Genomic DNA, 20,745 nt, shown 5'->3' on the forward strand with positions numbered 1-20,745 from the left:
GAGTCCTTGAGAATCACTCGGCATTTATTTTTGTAGTGAGTGCCTGAAAGAATTTTTGTGGTTCATCGAGACGGAGATGGGCCTTGGTCACCTTTTTCTTAATCCCGTAGATGAACCTGGCTTCGATTGGATGATGAAACTCCACCTCAAATGTGGGTTTTTCTTTGAAAAAATCAGCAAGGACCGCGTCGAAAACTTGTTTTGATTCGTCATTTGTTAATCTTTCAGGACCATCGTAATGTTGGATGCTTTTAATTTCCGCAAGCGGAACGATTAACTGTTTGATGAGCCCTATTTGCAGGTATAAATGCCGGTCGGTGATCATAATCGGGCAATGCCGAATTGCTTGGATTTCAGCCAGAAAGAATAATAACGTATACACATTAAGTACGAGAGCGATGATGGCGACTAGCGGACTCCACGAATGAAGGAGGAAATGAAAACCTACCGATTCCAAAACCAGTGCGTGGATCAGCATGATGTACAGCGTGATGGTGCCAGTTTTTTTATGATAGGTGTAAATAAACTCATTAGGTAACATCGGTTTTTTCCGCCAAGAAAATAGGCTGTAATAATACATCGTCATGTCGGAGAAAAAGATTTCTTGTACCCGGGATGGTGGTAGATGCTGATCCCATGCCTGCTTCATTCGAAATGAGAAGGTTGGAATTTCGCTGGCGTTTGTGCGGTAACTCTTGATGATTTTTGGAAGCGATGCAAATAGCTTAAACACGACATAAAGCTCGAGTAGGAAAAAGGCAGCCTCGCCCGCTAATAAGATATATTTTACAAAGGAGTAAGCTGACAGCAGGCCGTGTGGAATTATTAGGACTGCTGCGCCATAGCCCGCGATCATGACTGGGAGTATATATTTTAGGGAATAGCGTTTTCTGATGATAAAGAAGTAGACGAGTAAGGGTATGGTAAGGATGAAATCGAATAGGGTTCCTAAGGCGATGCCTGTTGGGAGTGGTCCTAAGCTTTCTAGGCGGTAGATTAATAGATTTGAACCGACCACTAAAGAGATGACGACAGAGAACCAGAGCCATTTATTTTTCGAAAGAGAGATCATGGTTTCCTCCAGAAGTTGTACTTTGATGGTTCTATTTTAACATAAATATCCAATTTACGAGGTTATAAAGTACTCTAAAATAGGTAAAAATATCAATCACTTTTAGAAATAGGTTCGGTAATGGTATAACAGGGTTTCAGAACCTTTAACCAGACATAACCAAAAGAAGGACCCATTATGGTCCCTCTGATCACACTTTCGTCCCCAGCACACGAATCCGCTTATAATCCGCGATCCACTCACCGTTTTGGAATAAGACTTCTCTTAAGTTTTTTTCGACTCTCGTGATGATTAACTCTTTGGTGTCGCTTGTCACACCTTCGAACATGCTGGTGGCGAACATCTCGATCCAATTTCTTAAGCCTTGCTCTCCAGATAAAGGCGTCGGCCGATCAAAATGTTGGGCGTGGGTGACATGAAATCCCACTTGTTCCATTATGGATGTGTATTCGCCAATGCTTGGGTAATACCAAGGGAACTTCTCTGATTTATACTCGATTCCCTGCTCGCCTAATTGGTTAATGATTGAGTCGGTAATTTTCTGGACATTGCCTTTCCCTCCGAATTCAGCGACATATCTGCCCCCAGGTTTTAAGGCATTATAGATGGACTGTAGAGTCTGTTTCGGAGTTTTAATCCAATGTAGTGTAGCATTAGAGAAAACTGCATCAAACTCGTTGGTGTACCCCATATTCACAGCGTCCTGTACCTTAAAGGTGAGACCCGGGTACTTTTTTTGTGCTTGCTGGATCATGTTTTCGGATTTATCAATCCCAATAATATCGACGCCCAGTTGATTCAGTTGGTTGGCTAGATCCCCTGTTCCGCAGCCAAGATCAAGAATCTTTTCACCTGACTGCGGTTCTAGCAATTGGACCAAATCCCCTCCAAATTGAGAAACAAAAGAATGCTTCTTATCATATAAATTGGCATTCCAACTATCTTCCTGAACTCCATTAGCCATCCTTCCCAACCCCTTTTTGGTACTTTGCTAAACATTATAACAAAGGTCTGGAAAAATTTGTTGCTAGTTGTCCCTTGTGCAAGTACAAATGTCCACGAATGGTGCCTGACACCATTATTATTAGCTCCCTCCATTTACCGTCGAAGCGGTTTTTTTCTTTGAGTGGTATATGAAACGGCTCTCCATTTATGCACGACCTGATTTTTGCCTTGGACGGTAAATGAAAGAATAGAAAAAAGACCAATCTCATAGCAAGATTGGTCTTTCCACTCGAGATGGACAAATAAGTGCATTTGTCCACGGACGGTGCCTGACACCAAAATGACACCATAGATGACACCAAAAATGTTACACCAGTGATGACACCAAAGGTAATTTTAAAAGTCAAAGTTGTCGGGGTCTGGGCCGACGCGGTGGTTTTGGTTTAGGTTGTTGATTTGGTGCATGTCTTCTTGTGTTAGCTCAAAGTCGAATACTTGTGAGTTTTCGATGATTCGGTGTTCTTTTGTTGATTTTGGAATGGTGATGACGCTGTTTTGCAGATCCCAGCGCAAGATGATTTGGGCGACTGATTTCTTGTATTTTGCGGCGATTGCTGCCAATCCTTCATTGTCTAATAATTGGCCTTGCATTAATGGCGACCAGGCTTCCATCTGAATTCCCTGTTCGCGGCAGAATGCTTGGACTTCATTTTGGGTTAAGCGCGGATGGTATTCGACTTGGTTTACCATCGGCTTGACCTCTGCATCTTTCATCAGGTCTTCAAGGTGGTGCACTTGGAAATTACTTACCCCAATCGCACGTACGCGCCCTTCTTTATAAAGCGTCTCTAATGCTCGCCACGCCTCCTTGTATTTGCCCGCCACAGGCCAATGAATCAGATAGAGGTCCAAGTACTCTAAACCTAGTTTATCTAGGCTTGTTTGATAGGCCGCTAATGTGGATTCGTAGCCAAGGTCGGCATTCCAAACCTTTGAGGTGACGAATAGGTCTTCTCTGGCGATCCCAGATTCCTTAATTCCTTGTCCGACGCCCTCTTCGTTTTCATAGATGGCCGCTGTATCAATGCTGCGGTAGCCATGTTGGATCGCCGTTTTCACCGCGTTCACGAGCTCCGGTCCTTCCTCTACTTTAAAGACGCCAAGTCCGAACCAAGGCATTTTTACCCCATTATTTAATGTTGTTGTACTTTGTAAATTCATCTAATGTTCCTCCTCGAGATATAAAAGTTGTTATTTTAACCTAGCAAGATCGTTTTACATGTTCTGTAAGGATATTTTCGAAAAGATTACTGCTTTTTACTACTTTTCAACGCCTTAGCCGCTTAAATTTAGGATAAAATTACACCCCGTCAACCGATTTTAAGATATATCAGCGGAAAATTTCCTTTTATCAGCGATAAACCGATTTTATCAGCGATAAATAAATTTTATCAGCGAAACTAAGTCATTTATCAGCGGAAACACGATTTTTTCAGCGAATCTATATTTTTGCTACGTGCTTTTAATTATTATGGCTTTAGCAAGCTTCTTCTAATAAAACTGGTTGGACTCTCCGTTCCAACGCTCGACTCCATCCTGTTAGAATGGCTGCTGCGAGAACCATTAAGGCTCCGATCCAGGTGGTGTGGATGAGGCCAAGTGTGTCGGTGATGGTGCCGCCTAGATAGGAACCGATGGCGATTCCAGCGTTAAAGGCGGCGATGTTGAGGGCGGATGCGACATCGACGGCACTCGGGACGTAGCGTTCCGCGAGAATGACGACGTATACTTGCAGTCCTGGTACGTTCATAAAGGCGAGCAATCCCATAAATATAATCGTGATGAGGCCTGCGATTTTGAATTGTGCCGTGAACATCAAGACAAAGAGAACAACGGCTTGAACGATAAACATATAGAATAGGGATCCAATCGGATTGCGGTTCGATAGCTTCCCTCCCACCATATTGCCCACCGCGATCGCTAATCCGTAGGCTAGTAAAATTATTGCGATTGAGCCTTCTTTAAAGCCGGTTATTTCCTGTAGTAATGGTGACAAATAAGTAAAGACAACAAATGTGCCGCCATACCCCAGTGCCGTGATTGTGAATAGAAGTAAGAGCCGGCCATTGGTTAGGAGCTTGAATTGGTCTCGAACGCTTGTCTGGGTTCCTTTTTTCAAAAAAGAAGGAATGAGAATCCAGTTGGCGATGAAGCCGATGATACCTACGACGATGATGATGACGAAGGCGAGTCTCCAGCCATATTGTTGGCCAATGAATGTTCCGAATGGCACGCCGGTGACGGTGGCGACGGTGAGGCCGGAGAACATGATGGATATGGCGCTGGCGCGGCGGTTGGCCGGGACGAGGTCGGCGGCGATGGTGGAGCCGATCGACATGAAGACGCCGTGCGACAGTGCGGAAATCACTCGTGCAACAAGTAGGACGCTGATGCTTGTTGCGGTTGCGGCGATACTGTTACCGATGATGAAGACGATCATGATCCATAGTAATAAGGTTTTGCGTGACATGCGCGATGTCAGTGATGTTAGGACTGGCGCTCCGAATGTGACCCCAAGGGCGTATAGGGAGACGGTTAGTCCGGCCGTTGTGACGGGTATATGCAAATCTTTGGCGATGAGCGGCAGCAGGCCGACACTGATGAATTCGGTTGTTCCGATCGCGAAGGCGCTGACGGCTAGGGCCAATAGTGCGAGTGTGCTTTGCTGTTTATTTAAAGGCATGATTTTTCCTCCTCATTTGTGTAGGTTTATTTAAAAGGGTATGATTGTTTTCATCCGGCAAATGTTATTATGGGATATATGAGGAATATTAGGAAGTACGCACTTTAAAGTGATATAGGTACCTTTTGGTGCGGTAGGTACTTTTCGGTGCCTGTCTGAATGAGGAGGAAGATGTGTAATGGAGAAGAAGAAATACAATATATCGGTGGAAGCGACGCTTGAGGTGATTGGGGGGAAATGGAAGTGTGTAATTCTCTGCCATTTGACGCATGGGAAAAAGCGGACGAGTGAATTGAAGCGGTTGATGCCGAATATTACGCAGAAGATGCTGACGCAGCAGCTGCGGGAGTTGGAGGAGGATGGCGTGATTAATCGGATTATTTATAATCAGATTCCGCCGAAGGTTGAGTATGAGCTGAGTGAGTATGGCCGGAGCTTAGAGGGGATTCTGAATTCGCTTTGTACATGGGGCGAGAATCATATTACGAGGGTCTACGGGGATAAGTTTTCTGTCCTGGAGGAAAATGTATTGAATGATCATCTGAAATAGATGGTTTTTATTGGTGTCAGGCACCATTAGTGATATGGGTCTTGTGACAATATTGTTTTTGGTGTCAGGCACCGTTTGTGATATGGGTCTAGTGGCAATAGTGTTTTTGGCGTCAGGCACAGTTTGTGATCTACGTCCACTGCCAATAGTGTTTTCCGGTGTCAGGCACCAATCATGGTTTACTCATGCACAGGTTTATTTTTCTACATAAACTGCCCCTGCGTTATTATATTTGTTCTCTCCAACGGTAACGTTCCGGCTAGACTCTTTTGTTGTGTTAACTGACTTCCCTTTTATGTTTTCAAATGTGTTTCCTTTAATAGTTAGCCCATCGATGATAAAACGTTTATAGGAGGCTGTTTCAATTCCACGTTTGAAGGTATTGAAGGTGTTCTTTTCAAATGATGTGTTTTTAATATCGGGACCTTTTGCCCATAAATAAACGGCTTTACCTTTACCTGTTCCGGAAATTGTGTTTCCTGTGAATTCTGTATTTTTTGCACTAGTTTTAATGGTTATCCCATTACCAGTGGTTGTTACGTTATTTTTGGATATGTTTGTCCCAACGGAAGCTCCTAAATGTCCCTCGATGACCATTCCATTCTGAGTATCGATCGTATTGTTAGAAATCCCCAGACCAGCGTTTTTAAACAATACGTACATTTCTTGCACTAAGAATGTATTATCGTGGATTTTGGCATCCTTTGTTTCTTTGATCATGAACTTTCCATTTCTGCCTTTTACCTTGTTATCATAAAACTCTATATCATGATAATAATTCCCTGCTCCCTTCGTTCCTTCTATTTGGATGGTATAGGTTCGGCTGCGTTCGTTTCAAATGTGTTATTGAAAATTTTCGCATCATATAGGTTTATTTTTTCCCAAGGTTCGAAGTGCAGAGCTGGACGACCGACGGATGATTTACTCATGTTATTAAATATCTTAATTTAGAGTAACCGTATCGCGATTCTCACCCACTAGATTCACATTTGATTTTACAAAAATCGGCTGCAAAATATAGGCTCCAGCAGGTATGTTCACATCGCCCCCGCCATTTTTTGCAACGGTATCGATTGCCTTTTGGAAAGATTTTGTATCATCGGTTAATCCATCACCTTTTGCCCCATAATTCTTCACACTGGACCCCGAAGGATTGTTCACCTGTTTGGTAACGATATAGAATGAAAGGAGCGTTAGTGAAAATAAAATTAATAGAGTAACTTTTTTCATTTTACGCTCCTTTTTTATAGAGATTTTATACGACTTAGGCAAGCTGTTTATGATTGTATAAATGGCCGGTCTTTTAGATGGTCGGTATGCTCCATCATGTGAACGTAAAACAGGTCGTATCGGACCCAGCGGAGCGGGAATTTAAACGCAAGTTCGTTTTTCTTGTCGTAGACGAGAACATGCTTTTTGTTGTATTCAACCTTTTTGATTTCGTGTATTCCGATCTCATGCTGTTTGGATCCGTCCTTCATCACAAGCTGCCGGCCGACGACTTGGATGGCTCTTTTCTTATTTCTTGTAAGTTCATATAGACACACAGCACCGCCGATAACGGTTAGTACAATCAAGTAAGGAATCGAGTCTTCTGAAAATCCTCCGACAGCCTCTCTAATCCAGTTAACAACCGCGAGGCCAAGAAAGAACCAGGCACCTTTGCTGAGCCGTGGTGAACTTTCAAAATAGACACTGGTTTCATGTTCTTGTTTTTCCTCTGCTCTTTTTTTGAAAAAAGCAGCTTTGTGTTCTTCGATGCTTGCTTTATCAAATTCGACAAAATCAGTGTAGCTGCCGTCCCATAGTTCGGCCGTATCGTCGCCATCCTCGAGCGCATAGCCGCCTGCCCAGCCCGCATATCGGGTCCCGATATGCAAGAAACTCAATAAGTAATAGCGGATTGGCTGGCCATAGGTGTTTTCTGTATCGATTTTATCGATGATCTGAATGTCTTCAGGAAAGCGGATGACTCCTTCTTCTTCCTCTGGCAGGTTGATAATTGTCGAAAAAAGCCTAGATTTCGCCAAATGGGGCTGCTTTTCTTTAGTGATTGGATACAGATGTTCCAGATTTCTTTCCTTCAATTCCCAATAAACCATTTCTGCACTTTCAATCTGATTTGAAACCTCTACTAGTGTGTTTTGATTATATGGAAGGTTTTTGGCGATGGATATGATCAGCGCTTCTGTTTTAATAAAAGGATCACGGAAAGACATCGCCTGCTCTAGCTCGGCGCCCATGTCTGTTGAATAATAATATTCCATTAAGCTAATAAACAATCGCATTCTCGAACGAAGGACAAAATAGCTATCCTTCCATGCAGTGTACACATATTTGCTTGTAAAATCGGCATCAAATTTCAAGTAAGCTTGTTTCTCTGCCTGATAATCTTCGAGCAAGGTCTGGAGGATTACCTCCTTTTTATAGCCTTGTTCTAAGCCGGAAGAGTTTAGCGATAATAACAAATCATACAGCATGAATTTATAGTGTTTGGTATTTAGATGCTCGAGTGTTTTATCAAGGATTCCCTTGATCAGCATCGGATACGGTTCTAGGTCTTTAACTGGAATAAAGAAATCCTCTGTCTGGATTAACCCAATTATTTTTTCTTCGAGCACGTAGAATATCTCTTCATCTTCAGTTGTTAGCAACGTTTCAATAGCCCGCTCTTTTGCCTGTACATCCAGACCGTCGAAATGCTTTAGGAGTCCCTCCACCACTTCCGGCATCGGAAAATCACAGACAAAGTCAATGAGATAAAATGATGGGTTGTCCCAATTATCTACACGCTCTGGAAATTTTGACGCAGCGGTCTTGATCATATCCATTAATACATCGATTTGAACCTCGAGTCCTTCTTGATGCTTATATTCAGAAAGCTGTTGAAATGCCTCCAGTCTTTTTTGCGGACTTTCACTTTTAACTTGCTTTAAAATCGAACGCAGCTTTAATTCAATCATCGTTCCCCATCCCTATCCATTCTTCTAATTTATGACATTATGAATATATTTTATTTCATAATAACAAAATCAGCAATGTGGAAATGGATTAAAATATTTGGATTTCCCCGGATTTATTAAAGAGCAAACTGCCTTGGACCATGTGATTGCCGCTGTTGCTAGCTTAGCCATTAGCCAGCCTATGTTGTTCGGAGGTCGATATGAATCCTATTTCAAAAAAAAGACCTAACAGTTAGCTGTTAGATCTTTTTTGATGGCTGAGATTATTGCCGGATTTAGTTTAAAACGATAACTTTCACGGTCTTTCTACCCCATTGTAATGCTTTCGCTCTATTTGGCACTAATACGTCGATTTTATGGCCCTTAATTGCGCCGCCTGTGTCACCTGCGATGGCAACGCCATAACCTTCTACCCAGACTTTTTTACCAAGTGGAATGACTCTAGGGTCGACGGCAATCAATTTCATATTCGGATTTTTACGAATGTTGTAGCCGAGCGCGGTAATGGAACCGGACTCTTCCGGGCTGTATGCTGTTGCGGTAACATACATCTCCTTACCACTTGTTGTTGCTGCTGCTGTTGTTGTTGTGATGTTTTCTGATGATGAAGCTGATGATGGCGCTGCTTTTGTTATTTTTGCAGTTGTACGTGCTTTGGCCTCATCTTGTTCTTTTTTGATTTTCGCTTGAATATCCTTCATTTGTGACTCAACGCCGGCTTTTTCCTGTTCGGCTAGCGCCATTTGCTTAAGGATTTGACTGTATTTTTGTTGCATAACGGTTAAGGTTTGTTGTCGTTTTTGCATGTTTTGATCAAGTAGAGCTTGTTGATTCTCAAGATCCTCTTGGTCTTTTAATAAAATTTGTTCTTGTCTATCAATCTCTTTTTTATCATTTTCAATCTTTTGAAGGTCTTCCTTCTGGGCACCTAAGATATCTTTATCCGCATCCATCAGGGCCGAAACGGCGCTCGCGCGTTGGATAAATTCTGAGATACTATCAGACTCGAAGAATAGGTTGATCATTACATTGACGTTATCATTTTGTTGAAGTGCGACGGCCCGCTGCTTCATAATCCCTTTACGTGCAAGGATTTTATCTTCTAGGACGACGATTTCTTGTTTCTTTTTTTCAATGAGTTGATTTGTTGCGTCTATTTTTTGTTGCGTTTTTGCCATTGTTTCTTTGTTCTTTGTAATATCGCTGTAAAGAGAGTTCAATTCTTGTTGAATTTTTTCTATCTCTTGATTAACAGTCTGCTTTTCTTGGGCTTTTTGCTCTACTATTCTTTGTTTCTGCTCCAGCTGTTGCTTGGCATTATGTAGGGCTTCACTGCTTGTTTGTGCATATGTAACCATAGACCCCGTTACTGATAGCATGATTGTAAGTAACACGAGAATGATACGCTTTTTTGTCGTTTGCATACGCTTTCTCCTCTCCTTAGTACTCTATTTATACCAGATAAATGTACCAGTAATGTTACAGAAATATTAAAAGTACATCACTTTTTGTCATATTACACGTGAAAGTGTCAATCCTGTGTCATAACAGTGTCCTCTTTTTGCGGTGGAATGTCAGTTGTGGGTGGGTTTTTTTGGCGGTGGAACTTTGGTGTCAGTCGCCTGGGTGAGCAGTTACCTGAGCCAGGCTGGGCGCCAGGCTTTTTAGTTTTTGTGGGTTTTGAAGGAATTTTGGGGCGGAATAGTATAGCGGGCGATATATTGTTGAAAGAGGCCGATATATCTGGAAAGCGGCCGATATATTGTTCTTCTGGTAATTATTTTGTTGGGTTTTTATAAAAAATGGTAATTTTAAAAGATTTAGAGCTCGAAATCAGGTTGATCCACTGAAATAAGTGAATAAAAGTTACCTGAGCCGGGCTCAACGCTGGCTTTATAATGGACAAAAGCAAGAATAGGTCCCGAATATATCTTCGGAACCTTTTCTATGCTGCCAGTGCATTTTCCAATCTTCTCTGTTCGTTTTTTGCGCACCTCATATTAAATACCATTTATCGCTCTTCTCCCTTTAACTCCTTGCTCTCAGCGCGGATGGATGCTTTTCTCGCTCCTTTAAGTCTTCTTTTACTATTCGGGAATACGGCTAAAAAGGAAACTTTGTTATCTTCTTTTATAGCAAAATGATTGAGGAGCTCGAACACTTCTTTTTCTGTTAGATCGATATCTTCTTTAACAATTTGTAGCGAATGACGGTGACGGTGGTAGCTGATTTGAATATTGGAATTATTGATTTGGATGGGAATGATTGCTTTTTTATAAAACGGGATGGATTGGTATGGAATATCTCCTGCTGTATGGGGCGACTGGGTAGAAAGTTGTAATGCATCGAAAAAACTGGGTTTACTTTTGATTTCGACTTTTTGGTTGTTGTTTTGCTTACCAATAAATATGATTAAGTTATTTTTCACAAAAATAAGAACCTCCCAATATTACAATTATTTACACCAACTATCATTATTCGACGATAATTTCCAATTTCCTTTATTGCGATTTTCCGCCAGCCCATATTTTGTCGACATCGTGCATTTTTTTCACAAATAATTCACACATTCAAACTTAATGTTCTGTTTTCCCGTTAAGTTAAAACCATGAATTGTTTTAATGGCGGTGAATTAGATGTCTTTATCGGAAAAATTAAGGAAATTGCGCGATAACCGAAACTGGTCCCAGCAAACGCTTGCCGACATGATGAGGATGGATCGGTCCACAGTAAGTCGCTACGAAACGGGTAGAAGTATTCCCAACTATCAGACGGTGGTTCGATTTGCGGAAATTTACCAGGTCGATAAGGAATATTTGGTGGAGGAGCTCGATCAGCTGCTGCCTTAAACGGAGGGGTCCGGATTCATCGCGAAGGAAACCAGCGACGATCACGATCTGCTCATTATTAACCAGTTTCTTCAGAAAGAGCCTGATTTTAAAATGGCCTTATTAGAGCTTTATCTCATGCCACCCAAACGGAAAGCTTTTTATATTGATTCATTTATCAGCCAGATTAAAGTGAGTAAGCATCATAAGGATAAGTTTTAAGAAAAAGGTATTCCTGCTTAAGCAGTTTACAAACGTATAAACATCAAAGAAGCCGCTGACGAGTTCAGCGGCTTCTTTTTTAAAAAAACAGGGGGGTTTTTTTTATAGTTTATCCAGATTGATTATTTTTATACCCGTAGACAACAAAAAAATTCCGGCAATTACCTGCCGGAAAAATGGAGATGAAACACGGAGCTGTATTTGATTTTCTATATAAATAGGCAGTTGCGGGGATATTTTTTTAAAAATATTCGCCTGGCAGCTTGAACGTGATGCAACCAAGGCGTATTTTTGAATATCACTCAAAAACGAAAAGGAATGTTTTGTGAAGAATCATGTGGATGTGAGGAGTAAATTCTGATGAGGTTGTCTCTTTCCTTGATTTCATGTTGTTGTTCCTTAATGGCCCATTCTAATTGGCAGACGCGCCTTTGGAGGCTGTCGACGTTTTTGTTGGCATTTCCTACCATCTTAATTAAGCTTTCCAATAATTGCTCGAGGTTGCTGGCCATTTCATTGTTAGACCCCAATCGTCATTTCCTCCTTTTTTGGCTCAGGCGCTGCTTCATGCGGCTTCGAGCTTAGAAAGCGGACGGTTTCGGCGATAACCTCGGTCACATACACCCTTTTCCCCTCTTTGTTATCGTAGTTCCGGGTTTGCAATCTCCCGGTGATCCCAACGACTGAACCTTTACGGCAATACTTGCATGTATTTTCTGCCGCTTTCCGCCAAAGTGTGCATTGAACGAAATCTGCTTCAATTTCGCCGTTTTGATTGCGATAGTGACGAGTCACTGCTAAAGTGATATGAGACACTTGCGTCCCTTCTGTCGTCTCTTTTAATTCCGGGTCCCGCGTCAACCTGCCAACCAATGTGACTTGATTGATCATTTTTTCATCTCCTTTTTGTTTGATGGTCCTAGCATAGCCCGTTGGACTGATGGTTGTAAAACAAGGAAAAGGAAGTTATAGAGGCTGATCATTGCAGAATAATCGGTTTTTCTTGGGGGTTTTTGTCAAAAATGAAGGGCCTTTTTTGCAGGAAAATTGATCTTTGAAATTTCGACAAATATTATTCGACATTTGCTTTAAGCGAACCTATGTTATAATTTAGGAAAAAGAAATCAGGAGGTTGTGATGAAATCTTTTAAATTGTACTCTTTAGATGTGGTCGAAGATGATGCTTCAGTTGAAGTTCCGTTGGTGGATGGCTTGATTCTTAATAAGGAAGACGAGCGCTCGACATGGCTGCTTGAGGCGTATACAGATTTGTCCCTCTATGATTATTTCAAAAAAATTTCCGAGCAAGACCGCGACATTATTGTCGAAGCTGTCATTACCAAGAAGGAAAATGCTCCAGCTTATTTTCAAACAAAAATTTGTTCATTGACTAAATTCGAAAAGCATATCAGCGTTTTGTTCGAAGGCAGTATCCGCCGCAACAAAAGTGATTACTCCGAACTACTGCTCGAAAGTCTCCTCCAAAAAGGGCTTGAGGGTTCCGCGCTTCTTACCGAATTTAGGGATAAAATAAAAAGCAAACCGAAACTAAAAGTAAAAAACAAAATAAAATAGAAGCAAAGGGACAGGCAGATGCCAGTCCCTTTTTGTTACTTATTCATCTTTATTGTCAGCGTCATTCCTGTCAATATCATCTTCGATTATTTCTTCTTTTTTGGTGTTGCTATCCTTAATTGGATCTTTGTCGGTATCGGTATTCTTGTCCTCTGTGTTTGGATAATGGTTGTTCCTGTTGTCTAAATCGATGTTGTCATCATCGTATTTAATACCATTTGGATTATTCAGATCTGTTCGGTTGTTCAAATCTGTTCGATTATTCACGTCTGCTGGATTATTTACAGCCGGTGGTGGTGGATTTTGGTCATCATTGTCGTTATTACAGCCTGTTAACAACACAGCAGATAAGATCGATCCTGCGAGCAAAAGAAATAACTTTTTTTTCAAAATCATGTACCCCTTCCAAACATAATTTGACCTATCATCTTTTATTGGTCTGTTTTTAGGGTTCCCGACGTCTTTCAAATGATAGCAAGCATTTTTTTACAAAAATGATTTGAAGGTCATTGCTGCTTCTATGTTTTTGCGCGCCCACATAATAGCATACGAAAAAGCGACCAGAATCCTCCGGTCGCTTTCATTTGGTTATTCTTTTTTCTCTCCTAAGGCAAACGTGATTTCCGCTTCGCAGGCAACTTCGCCGTCAACAGTTGCAACGGCTTTTCCTTTGCCGATTGGTCCGCGCAAGCGTACGATTTCGACTTCAAGACGAAGCTGGTCGCCTGGCTTGACTTGTTTTTTAAAACGACAGCCATCAATTCCTGCAAAAAAGGCTAAGCGGCCGCGGTTTTCTTCTTTTTTCAACATAGCGACAGCGCCAACCTGTGCCAGTGCTTCCACGATTAACACACCAGGCATCACTGGATAATCTGGGAAATGTCCGTTGAAAAATTCTTCATTGGCGCTGACGTTTTTAATCCCGACGGCGCTTTTTCCTTCTTCCACTTCTAAAATTCGATCGACCAACAAAAATGGGTAGCGATGTGGAATGATTTCTTTGATTTGTTCGATATCGAGCATTATTTAGTACCTCCTACTAGTAACAAGTGTCTATTTCCTATTCTACTACTTAAGGTATACAAAAAGGAAGGGATTTACGTCCCTTCCTCCATTTATTTTCCTTTTTGAACTAAATCAATAATATGTGTCCACGTGGATTCTTGGAAAACTTCTGCCACTTTTCCGCCGCCAAGCAGGCCGTAACCGACAACAGCGCCTGCCGTCACACAGAAGATGGCCATTACTACTAATAGAACGAGCCGCAGCCAAATCGGAATGAGCCGTATTCTGATACGTTGGTACGAAACAGGTTCTGTCTCCGCATTCTTACCTGCGCTGTTCGTGGTGTTTGACTCCTTGGGCCTTTGGGCCTCACGAGTTGGGTTTATTTTCGTTTCTTTGACCCCTGGCGTCTCGCTTTTCTGACGCGGCTGTTTGGTTTTTACCTGTTGACCCGCATCCTGAGTTTTTCTTGCGATTCTCAAGGCTGGCTTTTTTAAACCCTTTAGACTACCTGCTACGTTCTTGGCTAGTATCTCAACAATCTTTGTTGGCGCTTGTTTCTCTACGACCTTCGTTTGTTGTGCTTCGTCCTTGGCACGTTTCTCCGACTCCTTTATCTGTCGCGCCGCATCCTTGGCCTGTTTCTCTGCGTCCTTTATTTGCCGCGCCGCATCCTTGGCCTGTTTCTCTGCGTCCTTTATTTGCCGCGCTTCGTCCTTAGCCTGTTTGTCTGCGTCCTTTATTTGCCGCGCTTCGTCCTTGGACCGATCCTCTGCGTCCTTTTTCCGTTGCAGCTCTTCGGCTTTAGCGCGCTTGTAATCTTCTCTCGTGCTATATTGTTCATGGTTTGAATTATTTACTGACATTCCTTAATTCCCCTTTAACTGAAGCCGTCCATTTGTTTTTATCTGGCATGGTTGACCCCGGATTCAGTGAGTTAGTACATATTATAACCATTAATTGTGTTCAACTCATGTTGCTGAGTCATTCAATTTATAATTTTAAAAAAATAATTTTTCCAATTCATTACCTCTATTATAAAAAATAAATTGAAAATACTCATCAACTTTTTACAGGAAATAGTCAATAAACGTAGAAATAGCTCAATTTTTGTCGCCTTCTTTGTTTTTTAAGGCGTATTATTGCAAAATTATTCCTCCAAACCCAAATAAAAAAGCCCAATGATCGAGGCTTGTCCTGCCTGCTTCATTAGACTTTTTGTATCCAAGGTATGATGTCATACAACAGCAAACCTAGAATGGACCAAAGTGATTAACTGTTTATCCAATTTCCACTCGCAGGCAAAGGACAATTTTTCAGAGAAAATCATCCAAACTTCCGATTTTGAATCTTGTCGATGTTATCTAGCATAATTCCTGTTCCAATTGCCACACAATCCATTGGATTTTCTGCGACAAGGACTGGAACCTTTAATTCATCTGCTAACAGCATGTCGATGCCGTGCAGTAATGCTCCGCCACCCGTTAAAATCACACCACGGTCAATGATGTCAGCCGATAGTTCCGGCGGTGTGCGCTCAAGAACGCTTTTTGCAGCCTGAACGATAACGGCCACTGATTCACGCAAGGAGCCTTCGATTTCTTCTGAACGAACAGAGATGGTACGCGGCAGGCCGCTAACCATGTCACGGCCGCGGATTTCCATTTCTTCCGAGCGTGATCCTGGGAAAACTGTCCCGATGTTGATTTTAATATTTTCAGCTGTGCGCTCACCGATTAACAGTTTGTACTCGCGCTTGATGTAGTTGAGGATTTCCATGTCGAACTTGTCGCCGGCCATTTTGATGGAGGAGGAAGTCACGATATCGCCCATTGAAAGAACAGCCACATCCGTCGTTCCTCCACCGATGTCCACTACCATATTTCCGCTCGGTTGGAAAATGTCCATTCCCGCACCAATTGCAGCTACCTTTGGTTCTTCTTCTAAGTAAATCTTTTTCCCGCCGCTTTTTTCTGCAGCTTCTTTGATCGCCTTTTGCTCAACGCTTGTAATATTCGTTGGGCAGCAAATCAGAATGCGCGGCTTCGATAGAAATCCTTTTACGTTCAACTTATTAATAAAATGCTTTAACATTGCTTCTGTCACATCAAAGTCAGCGATCACGCCATCTTTTAATGGGCGGATCGCGACAATGTTACCTGGTGTCCGACCAACCATACGGCGGGCTTCTTCACCAACAGCAAGTACGCGATTTGTATTTTTGTCAATTGCCACTACGGACGGCTCATTTAATACGATTCCACGGCCCTTGACGTGAATTAACACGTTAGCCGTACCTAAATCAATCCCAATATCTCTTGCAAACATTCTCTTTTCTTTCCTCCTTAAAACGGTATCCACATACTTTTCCTAATTGTATATTGTACCATACTCATTAAAATTTCCATACTTTTAGAAAAGAAAAGATGGTATATTTTGCAGAAGGATGTCGAGTTAAGGAATTCTAGAGAATGCCCTTGAAATATTTTGTTTTCTCAGCTTGAATGATTCGGAAACTGAGGTCTATTTTACAGCTTCGCCTTCCTTTTCTTCTTTTTGATATTTCATTTTCGTTGCCTCTCCCCCCCGGAGATGACGGATCGATTTATGATAATCTAGAATACCTTTAACCTCATTTGCCAGCTCTGGATTAATCTCAGGAAGTCTCTCAGTTAGATCCTTATGGACTGTACTTTTGGATACGCCAAACTCCTTCGCAATCACGCGAACCGTTTTCCTCGTCTCCACGATATACTTTCCAATCTTGATAGTTCTCTCTTTGATGTAATCGTGCACACTCTCGCCCTCCCTAAATTGGATGTGAGTAGTGTGAAATGAGACCCGCTTATCACTTCGACGAATTCTGCTTCCGTTCTGGTGTCTGTTTTGGTGTCATCAATTTTGGTGTCATGGTGGTGTCATTTTTGGTGCCATTTTGGTATCACCATTTTGGTTTTACTATTTGGTTTTACTATTCTGGTGTTACCATTTTGGTGTCAGGCACCATAAAAAGGCATTCGTCCACCGATGGAGGACACTTCCGTTGATGAGTGTCAGGCACCAGACGGCAGAAAGTAATTTACCTTCTGACTATACGATGAATAATCATGTCCCCGACTGAATATCCGCTAATTTCAAACGACTCTTCACCTCAAACACTCTCTTTGTAAAGGTTTGTAATCATTTTATTAGCTTGGATACGGGATTATGCTATAAATACTCAATCGGGACAAGATGTTATTCCATAGTTTTTTGAAAATTGGACTTCTTACTTATTTTCGACAATCGTGGAGAATCGTCCAGAATCGCATGATATAAGGGTTTTTGGCTGGAAATATCACAATCTTAGCATTTATTTCCCGAGAAATTTGTCGAGAGAAAATTATTCAAAAATGGCGATAATTATTGGAATGAGGGCTAATTATAGGATGCCAAAGCCCGTACTTAATATGATTTGGGGCAATTTTTTACAAAAAGGATTGTTCAATTTATTATATTTTTGATACCTTTTTGATATGTACGTTTTGAAAGGACGATCACGATGACACCTTTTACGGAAAATGTGATAGAAATTATTCGAAATATCCCTGAAGGCAAGGTTGCGACTTATGGTCAGATCGCAGGGCTCGCTGGAAGCCCCCGTGCTGCCCGCCAAGTCGTCCGCGCCCTCCATTCCATGAGCAAGAAGCACCGCCTCCCCTGGCACCGCGTCATCAACGCTAAGGGGCAAATCGCCCTCCAAGATGACGAGTCCTACAATGAGCAAAGGCTGTCGTTAGAGGCAGAAGGCGTGGAGATCGGTCTAAACGGAGTCATTGATCTGGAGCGTTATCAGTGGAAGCCTTCCCTTCCTCCCTCTGAAGTAACCTAACGAAAAAGAAAGGGGCATCCATCAGCCCCTTTCCCACTTTACTATCCTAAAGTTTAATATACTTTTACCGTTCGGGCGGCACTGGTTAATCCTTTTGCATCCGTTGCCGTTACAGAAAAAGAAGTTCCTCGTTTTTGCCTCGGGATGTTTACTTTAAAGCTCCCATAACTATTGGACTTTGCCCAATACATTCTCTTACCAATCCACACTTTCACGACGGCTAGCTTTTCTGTTTTTCCGGTAACTGAGGTTGCGGTATACTTGACAGCATTCACAACAGGCAGATTAGGGGCCACTCGTGCGACCGTGAGTGACTTTGGATTGCTTATCTTCCCGGCTGCATCCTTTGCTGTAATTTTGAGGGATGTCCCGCTGTTTTGGATCGGGATACTCACCTTGAAATTACCGACGCTATCAGCTTTCCCATTATAGTACTTACTGCCAATTTGAACAGTCATAATCGCATACTTTTCAGTCTTGCCCGTAACCCATGCTGATTTGTTGTTAACGGCATTGACCACTGGGATGTTAGGGGCAATTCTCGTTACCTGTAGTGTCTTTGGTAAGCTCGTTCCCCCTGCATCTGTCGCAGTTACGCTTAAGACCGCGCCGCTGTTTTGGGCAGGAATAGTCACCGTAAACTTTCCATTGGCATCGGCATTGCCTTTATAGGAGGATGCTCCTGCTTTTACCGTAACCACAGCGGATTTTACCGTTACACCCGTTACCGTGGTCGCTTTATTGGTAACAGGATTCACCGTCGGGCTATTGGGCGGCACTTTTACGACCACGAACTTTTGTAAACTTTGATTAGTCGCGGCATCCACTATAGTCACGTAAAAAGTTGCACCAGGAGTTGGCGGGGTAATCTGAAAGGAAAATTTCCCGTCAGAATCCGCATAACCGAAATAAGTATGGCCAATCATGGCAATCGTCACAGAGGAGCCGGCTTCGGTTACACCTGTGATTTGAGTTGTTCTATTTGTCACCGTATTTATCTTAATAGGTGGCGGGGTTATGTCCTTCACTGTAACAAATACAGGTGGGCTGACATTATTCACAGCATCCGTAGCGATCACGCGCAAGTAAGTGCCTGATATTTGCTTGCCAATCGGAATCTTAAAAAGACCATCAACTGGGTTGGCATCTCCCTCGGCAATCAAGACGTCCTCATTAAAAATCGAAATATGAGCTCCTGCTTCTGCCACGCCGGTTATTTCCTCCGTTGTCACTGTATTTGGAGTGTCCAACGAAAGTTTCAGCGATGGAGGGGTTACATCTTTTACCGTAAAAAAAATCGATTCACCTTTATTCTTGGAGGCATCTTCTATCCTAACTTCGATTTCCGTTCCTGCTGGTTGCCTCTCAAAAATAATCGAAAAATAATCTGAAGGCACATAGCGTGAACCGAGGATGGTTTGTCCTGCAATCACGCTAATGAGCGCCCCTTTTTCTGCGTATCCACTAATGTAATCCGTCTGGTCTGTGATCGAGTCTTGATTTAATTGCGGTGCGGCGGGCGCTGTTATGTCCGCCACTATGACTGTCGCAGCTGGACTGATGTTCCCGGCTACATCCGTGGCGGTGATCTGAATCATCGTTCCTGCTGTCTGTTTTTTAATCGCGATCGAAAAATGGCCCTGTTCATCTGCCTCGATTTTTCCAAGGGAAATAGTTGCTTTGGCTTCGACCGTCGAAAACGGCTCGGCTTTACCGGTGATTACTTCAGAATGCTCGGTCACTGCATCGACAACAGGCGCCTCTGGCGGGGTTTCATCCACAACCGTGACAACGGTCTCTGGACTTACCCGGTTGTAGCTATCCGTCGCCTTGATCGTTAGCTCCACTCCACTTTTTTGCGGAGGAATTGGAATCTGGAAGCTCCCATCTTCATTCGATGGTCCTTCGCCAATTTTCTCAGTTCCCTGGTATACCTCCACCTGACTATCCCGGTCGGTGATCCCACTCACCAATGTATCCCGGTCACTTACCTTTTCAACGAAGGGCTTTTCTAGCGTTCCAAGTGGGTGGCCGTTTTCAAACGGTTTATAAGCATTAGTACGAATGTCTAACTTACCCAAAAAGTTACTGTTATCGTTCCCGTCCGTAATTCCACGCTCGATTCGAAGTGGATCGGTTACGCCCCAATAATTATCATTTGCATCGAAGAGCAGTCGATTATAACCTGAGACCTGCACAATCACTTTGGTGTGTGGCCATCCAAAGAAATTATTTTGGTTCATGTGGATATTGGGAATCCCGCCGTCCCCATAGTCACCTCTTACAGTCAGATCATTATAAGAGTCGATTGGATTCATAAAGGTATTATTTTTAACAAAAATTTCCCCTGGTCCATTCGCAACACTTAAGTCCGCCTTTTCACTAAAAAAGTTATATTCAATAGATGAGTTCAATTTTGATGAGGAAATAGAAATCGAGCCATTTTTGTATTGGTTATGGCGAAGGATGGCATTTTTGCCAATAGTCGTCACAAGAAACCCGCCATTGTACCTTGATTGACGATAATGGTCCGCATATTCAATCTGAACAAAACTTCCCTCAAAATTACTGCCTTGTACATACACATCCTGCAAACGGATGCGTTCTTGCTCGGTCCCAACCGCCTTCAATTGGCCGCGCACAGAAATCCATGACCCATATTGACCAATCAACTCGACCCCCGGCTCCATCGTAAGGGTTACTCCCGAATTGATTTCGATAATACCCGTTTGATAATAGGGCGAACCGTCTTTGGTCAACACCCTATCTTCACTAATCACGCCGGATATCGTGCTGCCGCTAGTAGTAGTTTCCGCGTGGTTCTTCGATGGGAATAATGTCAGTAATAAAAGGATAGATAGAAAGATTTGCAGAAATTTATTATAAAAAATCATCCGATTCTTCTCCATTTAATAGATTTATCATATTTATTATCGAGGCTGACATCCCATATTTCAATATCTTATTTCCA

Annotated in this window: 21 protein-coding genes; 4 read left to right on the forward strand and 17 right to left on the reverse strand. The window is 42.4% G+C overall.

Annotated features, from left to right (window positions below; translation table 11 throughout):
* Positions 1 to 13: 13 nt before the first annotated feature.
* From AB7942_RS15320 to AB7942_RS15335, 4 genes are all read right to left on the reverse strand, one after another.
* Positions 14 to 1,072 (reverse strand): hypothetical protein, encoded by a 1,059-nt coding sequence (locus AB7942_RS15320; RefSeq protein ID WP_369447535.1) that lies wholly within the window; start codon positions 1,070 to 1,072, stop codon positions 14 to 16.
* 190 nt (positions 1,073 to 1,262) lie between these two features.
* Positions 1,263 to 2,036 carry a class I SAM-dependent methyltransferase gene (locus AB7942_RS15325; RefSeq protein ID WP_369447536.1) on the reverse strand — a complete coding sequence of 258 codons (774 nt, stop codon included), beginning with the start codon at positions 2,034 to 2,036 and terminating at the stop codon, positions 1,263 to 1,265.
* A 377-nt stretch (positions 2,037 to 2,413) separates the two neighbouring features.
* Positions 2,414 to 3,238 (reverse strand): aldo/keto reductase, encoded by an 825-nt coding sequence (locus AB7942_RS15330; protein ID WP_369447537.1) that lies wholly within the window; start codon positions 3,236 to 3,238, stop codon positions 2,414 to 2,416.
* 316 nt (positions 3,239 to 3,554) lie between these two features.
* A complete protein-coding gene (locus AB7942_RS15335) occupies positions 3,555 to 4,760 on the reverse strand; it encodes an MFS transporter (protein ID WP_369447538.1) in 1,206 nt (401 codons plus the stop codon).
* Positions 4,761 to 4,938: 178 nt separating this feature from the next.
* Between AB7942_RS15335 and AB7942_RS15340 the strand changes: the two genes are divergently transcribed.
* The gene (locus AB7942_RS15340) at positions 4,939 to 5,310 is read left to right on the forward strand and encodes a winged helix-turn-helix transcriptional regulator (RefSeq protein ID WP_098932429.1); all 372 of its coding nucleotides are present in this window, start codon (positions 4,939 to 4,941) and stop codon (positions 5,308 to 5,310) included.
* Between the two features lie 195 nt (positions 5,311 to 5,505).
* Here AB7942_RS15340 and AB7942_RS15345 read toward each other — a convergent pair whose 3' ends face one another.
* From AB7942_RS15345 to AB7942_RS15365, 5 genes are all read right to left on the reverse strand, one after another.
* A complete protein-coding gene (locus tag AB7942_RS15345) occupies positions 5,506 to 6,030 on the reverse strand; it encodes a hypothetical protein (protein ID WP_369447539.1) in 525 nt (174 codons plus the stop codon).
* Between the two features lie 222 nt (positions 6,031 to 6,252).
* Positions 6,253 to 6,540 (reverse strand): glycosyl hydrolase family 28-related protein, encoded by a 288-nt coding sequence (locus tag AB7942_RS15350; protein WP_369447540.1) that lies wholly within the window; start codon positions 6,538 to 6,540, stop codon positions 6,253 to 6,255.
* 47 nt (positions 6,541 to 6,587) lie between these two features.
* Positions 6,588 to 8,273, reverse strand: a complete 1,686-nt coding sequence (locus AB7942_RS15355) for a hypothetical protein (RefSeq protein ID WP_369447541.1) — start codon at positions 8,271 to 8,273, stop codon at positions 6,588 to 6,590.
* A gap of 275 nt (positions 8,274 to 8,548) precedes the next feature.
* Positions 8,549 to 9,697, reverse strand: a complete 1,149-nt coding sequence (locus AB7942_RS15360; protein WP_369447542.1) for a 3D domain-containing protein — start codon at positions 9,695 to 9,697, stop codon at positions 8,549 to 8,551.
* A gap of 587 nt (positions 9,698 to 10,284) precedes the next feature.
* Positions 10,285 to 10,701 (reverse strand): hypothetical protein, encoded by a 417-nt coding sequence (locus tag AB7942_RS15365; RefSeq protein ID WP_335437751.1) that lies wholly within the window; start codon positions 10,699 to 10,701, stop codon positions 10,285 to 10,287.
* 208 nt (positions 10,702 to 10,909) lie between these two features.
* Here AB7942_RS15365 and AB7942_RS15370 point away from each other — a divergent pair, with 208 nt between their 5' ends.
* Complete coding sequence (locus tag AB7942_RS15370; protein ID WP_369447543.1) at positions 10,910 to 11,122, forward strand: helix-turn-helix domain-containing protein; 213 nt, start codon at positions 10,910 to 10,912, stop codon at positions 11,120 to 11,122.
* A 503-nt stretch (positions 11,123 to 11,625) separates the two neighbouring features.
* Here AB7942_RS15370 and AB7942_RS15375 read toward each other — a convergent pair.
* Both AB7942_RS15375 and ssb read right to left on the reverse strand, forming a co-directional pair.
* Positions 11,626 to 11,853 carry a hypothetical protein gene (locus tag AB7942_RS15375; RefSeq protein WP_098932424.1) on the reverse strand — a complete coding sequence of 76 codons (228 nt, stop codon included), beginning with the start codon at positions 11,851 to 11,853 and terminating at the stop codon, positions 11,626 to 11,628.
* Entirely contained in the window at positions 11,843 to 12,214 is a 372-nt protein-coding gene (ssb, locus tag AB7942_RS15380) for a single-stranded DNA-binding protein (RefSeq protein ID WP_088090143.1), read from the reverse strand. The genes AB7942_RS15375 and ssb overlap by 11 nt, the downstream gene beginning before the upstream one ends.
* Before the next feature lie 246 nt (positions 12,215 to 12,460).
* On the opposite strand from ssb, the gene AB7942_RS15385 reads away from it, so the two are divergent.
* On the forward strand, positions 12,461 to 12,898 hold the full coding sequence (locus AB7942_RS15385; protein ID WP_369447544.1) for a YwpF family protein: 438 nt from the start codon (positions 12,461 to 12,463) through the stop codon (positions 12,896 to 12,898).
* A gap of 39 nt (positions 12,899 to 12,937) precedes the next feature.
* Here AB7942_RS15385 and AB7942_RS15390 read toward each other — a convergent pair whose 3' ends face one another.
* The 5 genes from AB7942_RS15390 to spoIIID form a co-directional block, all read right to left on the reverse strand.
* Positions 12,938 to 13,288 carry a hypothetical protein gene (locus tag AB7942_RS15390; protein ID WP_369447545.1) on the reverse strand — a complete coding sequence of 117 codons (351 nt, stop codon included), beginning with the start codon at positions 13,286 to 13,288 and terminating at the stop codon, positions 12,938 to 12,940.
* A gap of 198 nt (positions 13,289 to 13,486) precedes the next feature.
* On the reverse strand, positions 13,487 to 13,921 hold the full coding sequence (gene fabZ / locus AB7942_RS15395) for a 3-hydroxyacyl-ACP dehydratase FabZ (protein ID WP_040207086.1): 435 nt from the start codon (positions 13,919 to 13,921) through the stop codon (positions 13,487 to 13,489).
* A 92-nt stretch (positions 13,922 to 14,013) separates the two neighbouring features.
* Entirely contained in the window at positions 14,014 to 14,769 is a 756-nt protein-coding gene (locus AB7942_RS15400; protein WP_369447546.1) for a DNA-directed RNA polymerase subunit beta, read from the reverse strand.
* Between the two features lie 460 nt (positions 14,770 to 15,229).
* Entirely contained in the window at positions 15,230 to 16,231 is a 1,002-nt protein-coding gene (mreB, locus tag AB7942_RS15405) for a rod shape-determining protein (RefSeq protein WP_369447547.1), read from the reverse strand.
* A 195-nt stretch (positions 16,232 to 16,426) separates the two neighbouring features.
* A complete protein-coding gene (gene spoIIID, locus AB7942_RS15410; RefSeq protein WP_026568271.1) occupies positions 16,427 to 16,699 on the reverse strand; it encodes a sporulation transcriptional regulator SpoIIID in 273 nt (90 codons plus the stop codon).
* A 745-nt stretch (positions 16,700 to 17,444) separates the two neighbouring features.
* On the opposite strand from spoIIID, the gene AB7942_RS15415 reads away from it, so the two are divergent.
* Positions 17,445 to 17,774, forward strand: a complete 330-nt coding sequence (locus tag AB7942_RS15415; RefSeq protein ID WP_369447548.1) for an MGMT family protein — start codon at positions 17,445 to 17,447, stop codon at positions 17,772 to 17,774.
* Between the two features lie 53 nt (positions 17,775 to 17,827).
* Here AB7942_RS15415 and AB7942_RS15420 read toward each other — a convergent pair whose 3' ends face one another.
* The gene (locus AB7942_RS15420) at positions 17,828 to 20,668 is read right to left on the reverse strand and encodes an Ig-like domain-containing protein (protein ID WP_369447549.1); all 2,841 of its coding nucleotides are present in this window, start codon (positions 20,666 to 20,668) and stop codon (positions 17,828 to 17,830) included.
* Positions 20,669 to 20,745: the final 77 nt, after the last annotated feature.

This window comes from Neobacillus sp. BF23-41, assembly GCF_041106275.1.

Coding starts and splice junctions, on each gene's coding strand:
- AB7942_RS15350 (WP_369447540.1), bottom strand. CDS start 6,540: ATGAAAAAAGTTACTCTATTAATTTTATTTTCACTAACGCTCCTTTCA.
- ssb (WP_088090143.1), bottom strand. CDS start 12,214: ATGATCAATCAAGTCACATTGGTTGGCAGGTTGACGCGGGACCCGGAA.
- AB7942_RS15355 (WP_369447541.1), bottom strand. CDS start 8,273: ATGATTGAATTAAAGCTGCGTTCGATTTTAAAGCAAGTTAAAAGTGAA.
- AB7942_RS15360 (WP_369447542.1), bottom strand. CDS start 9,697: ATGCAAACGACAAAAAAGCGTATCATTCTCGTGTTACTTACAATCATG.
- AB7942_RS15330 (WP_369447537.1), bottom strand. CDS start 3,238: ATGAATTTACAAAGTACAACAACATTAAATAATGGGGTAAAAATGCCT.
- mreB (WP_369447547.1), bottom strand. CDS start 16,231: ATGTTTGCAAGAGATATTGGGATTGATTTAGGTACGGCTAACGTGTTA.
- AB7942_RS15385 (WP_369447544.1), top strand. CDS start 12,461: ATGAAATCTTTTAAATTGTACTCTTTAGATGTGGTCGAAGATGATGCT.
- AB7942_RS15415 (WP_369447548.1), top strand. CDS start 17,445: ATGACACCTTTTACGGAAAATGTGATAGAAATTATTCGAAATATCCCT.
- AB7942_RS15325 (WP_369447536.1), bottom strand. CDS start 2,036: ATGGCTAATGGAGTTCAGGAAGATAGTTGGAATGCCAATTTATATGAT.
- AB7942_RS15345 (WP_369447539.1), bottom strand. CDS start 6,030: ATGATCAAAGAAACAAAGGATGCCAAAATCCACGATAATACATTCTTA.
- AB7942_RS15400 (WP_369447546.1), bottom strand. CDS start 14,769: ATGTCAGTAAATAATTCAAACCATGAACAATATAGCACGAGAGAAGAT.
- AB7942_RS15340 (WP_098932429.1), top strand. CDS start 4,939: ATGGAGAAGAAGAAATACAATATATCGGTGGAAGCGACGCTTGAGGTG.
- AB7942_RS15370 (WP_369447543.1), top strand. CDS start 10,910: ATGTCTTTATCGGAAAAATTAAGGAAATTGCGCGATAACCGAAACTGG.
- AB7942_RS15335 (WP_369447538.1), bottom strand. CDS start 4,760: ATGCCTTTAAATAAACAGCAAAGCACACTCGCACTATTGGCCCTAGCC.
- fabZ (WP_040207086.1), bottom strand. CDS start 13,921: ATGCTCGATATCGAACAAATCAAAGAAATCATTCCACATCGCTACCCA.
- AB7942_RS15420 (WP_369447549.1), bottom strand. CDS start 20,668: ATGATTTTTTATAATAAATTTCTGCAAATCTTTCTATCTATCCTTTTA.
- AB7942_RS15320 (WP_369447535.1), bottom strand. CDS start 1,072: ATGATCTCTCTTTCGAAAAATAAATGGCTCTGGTTCTCTGTCGTCATC.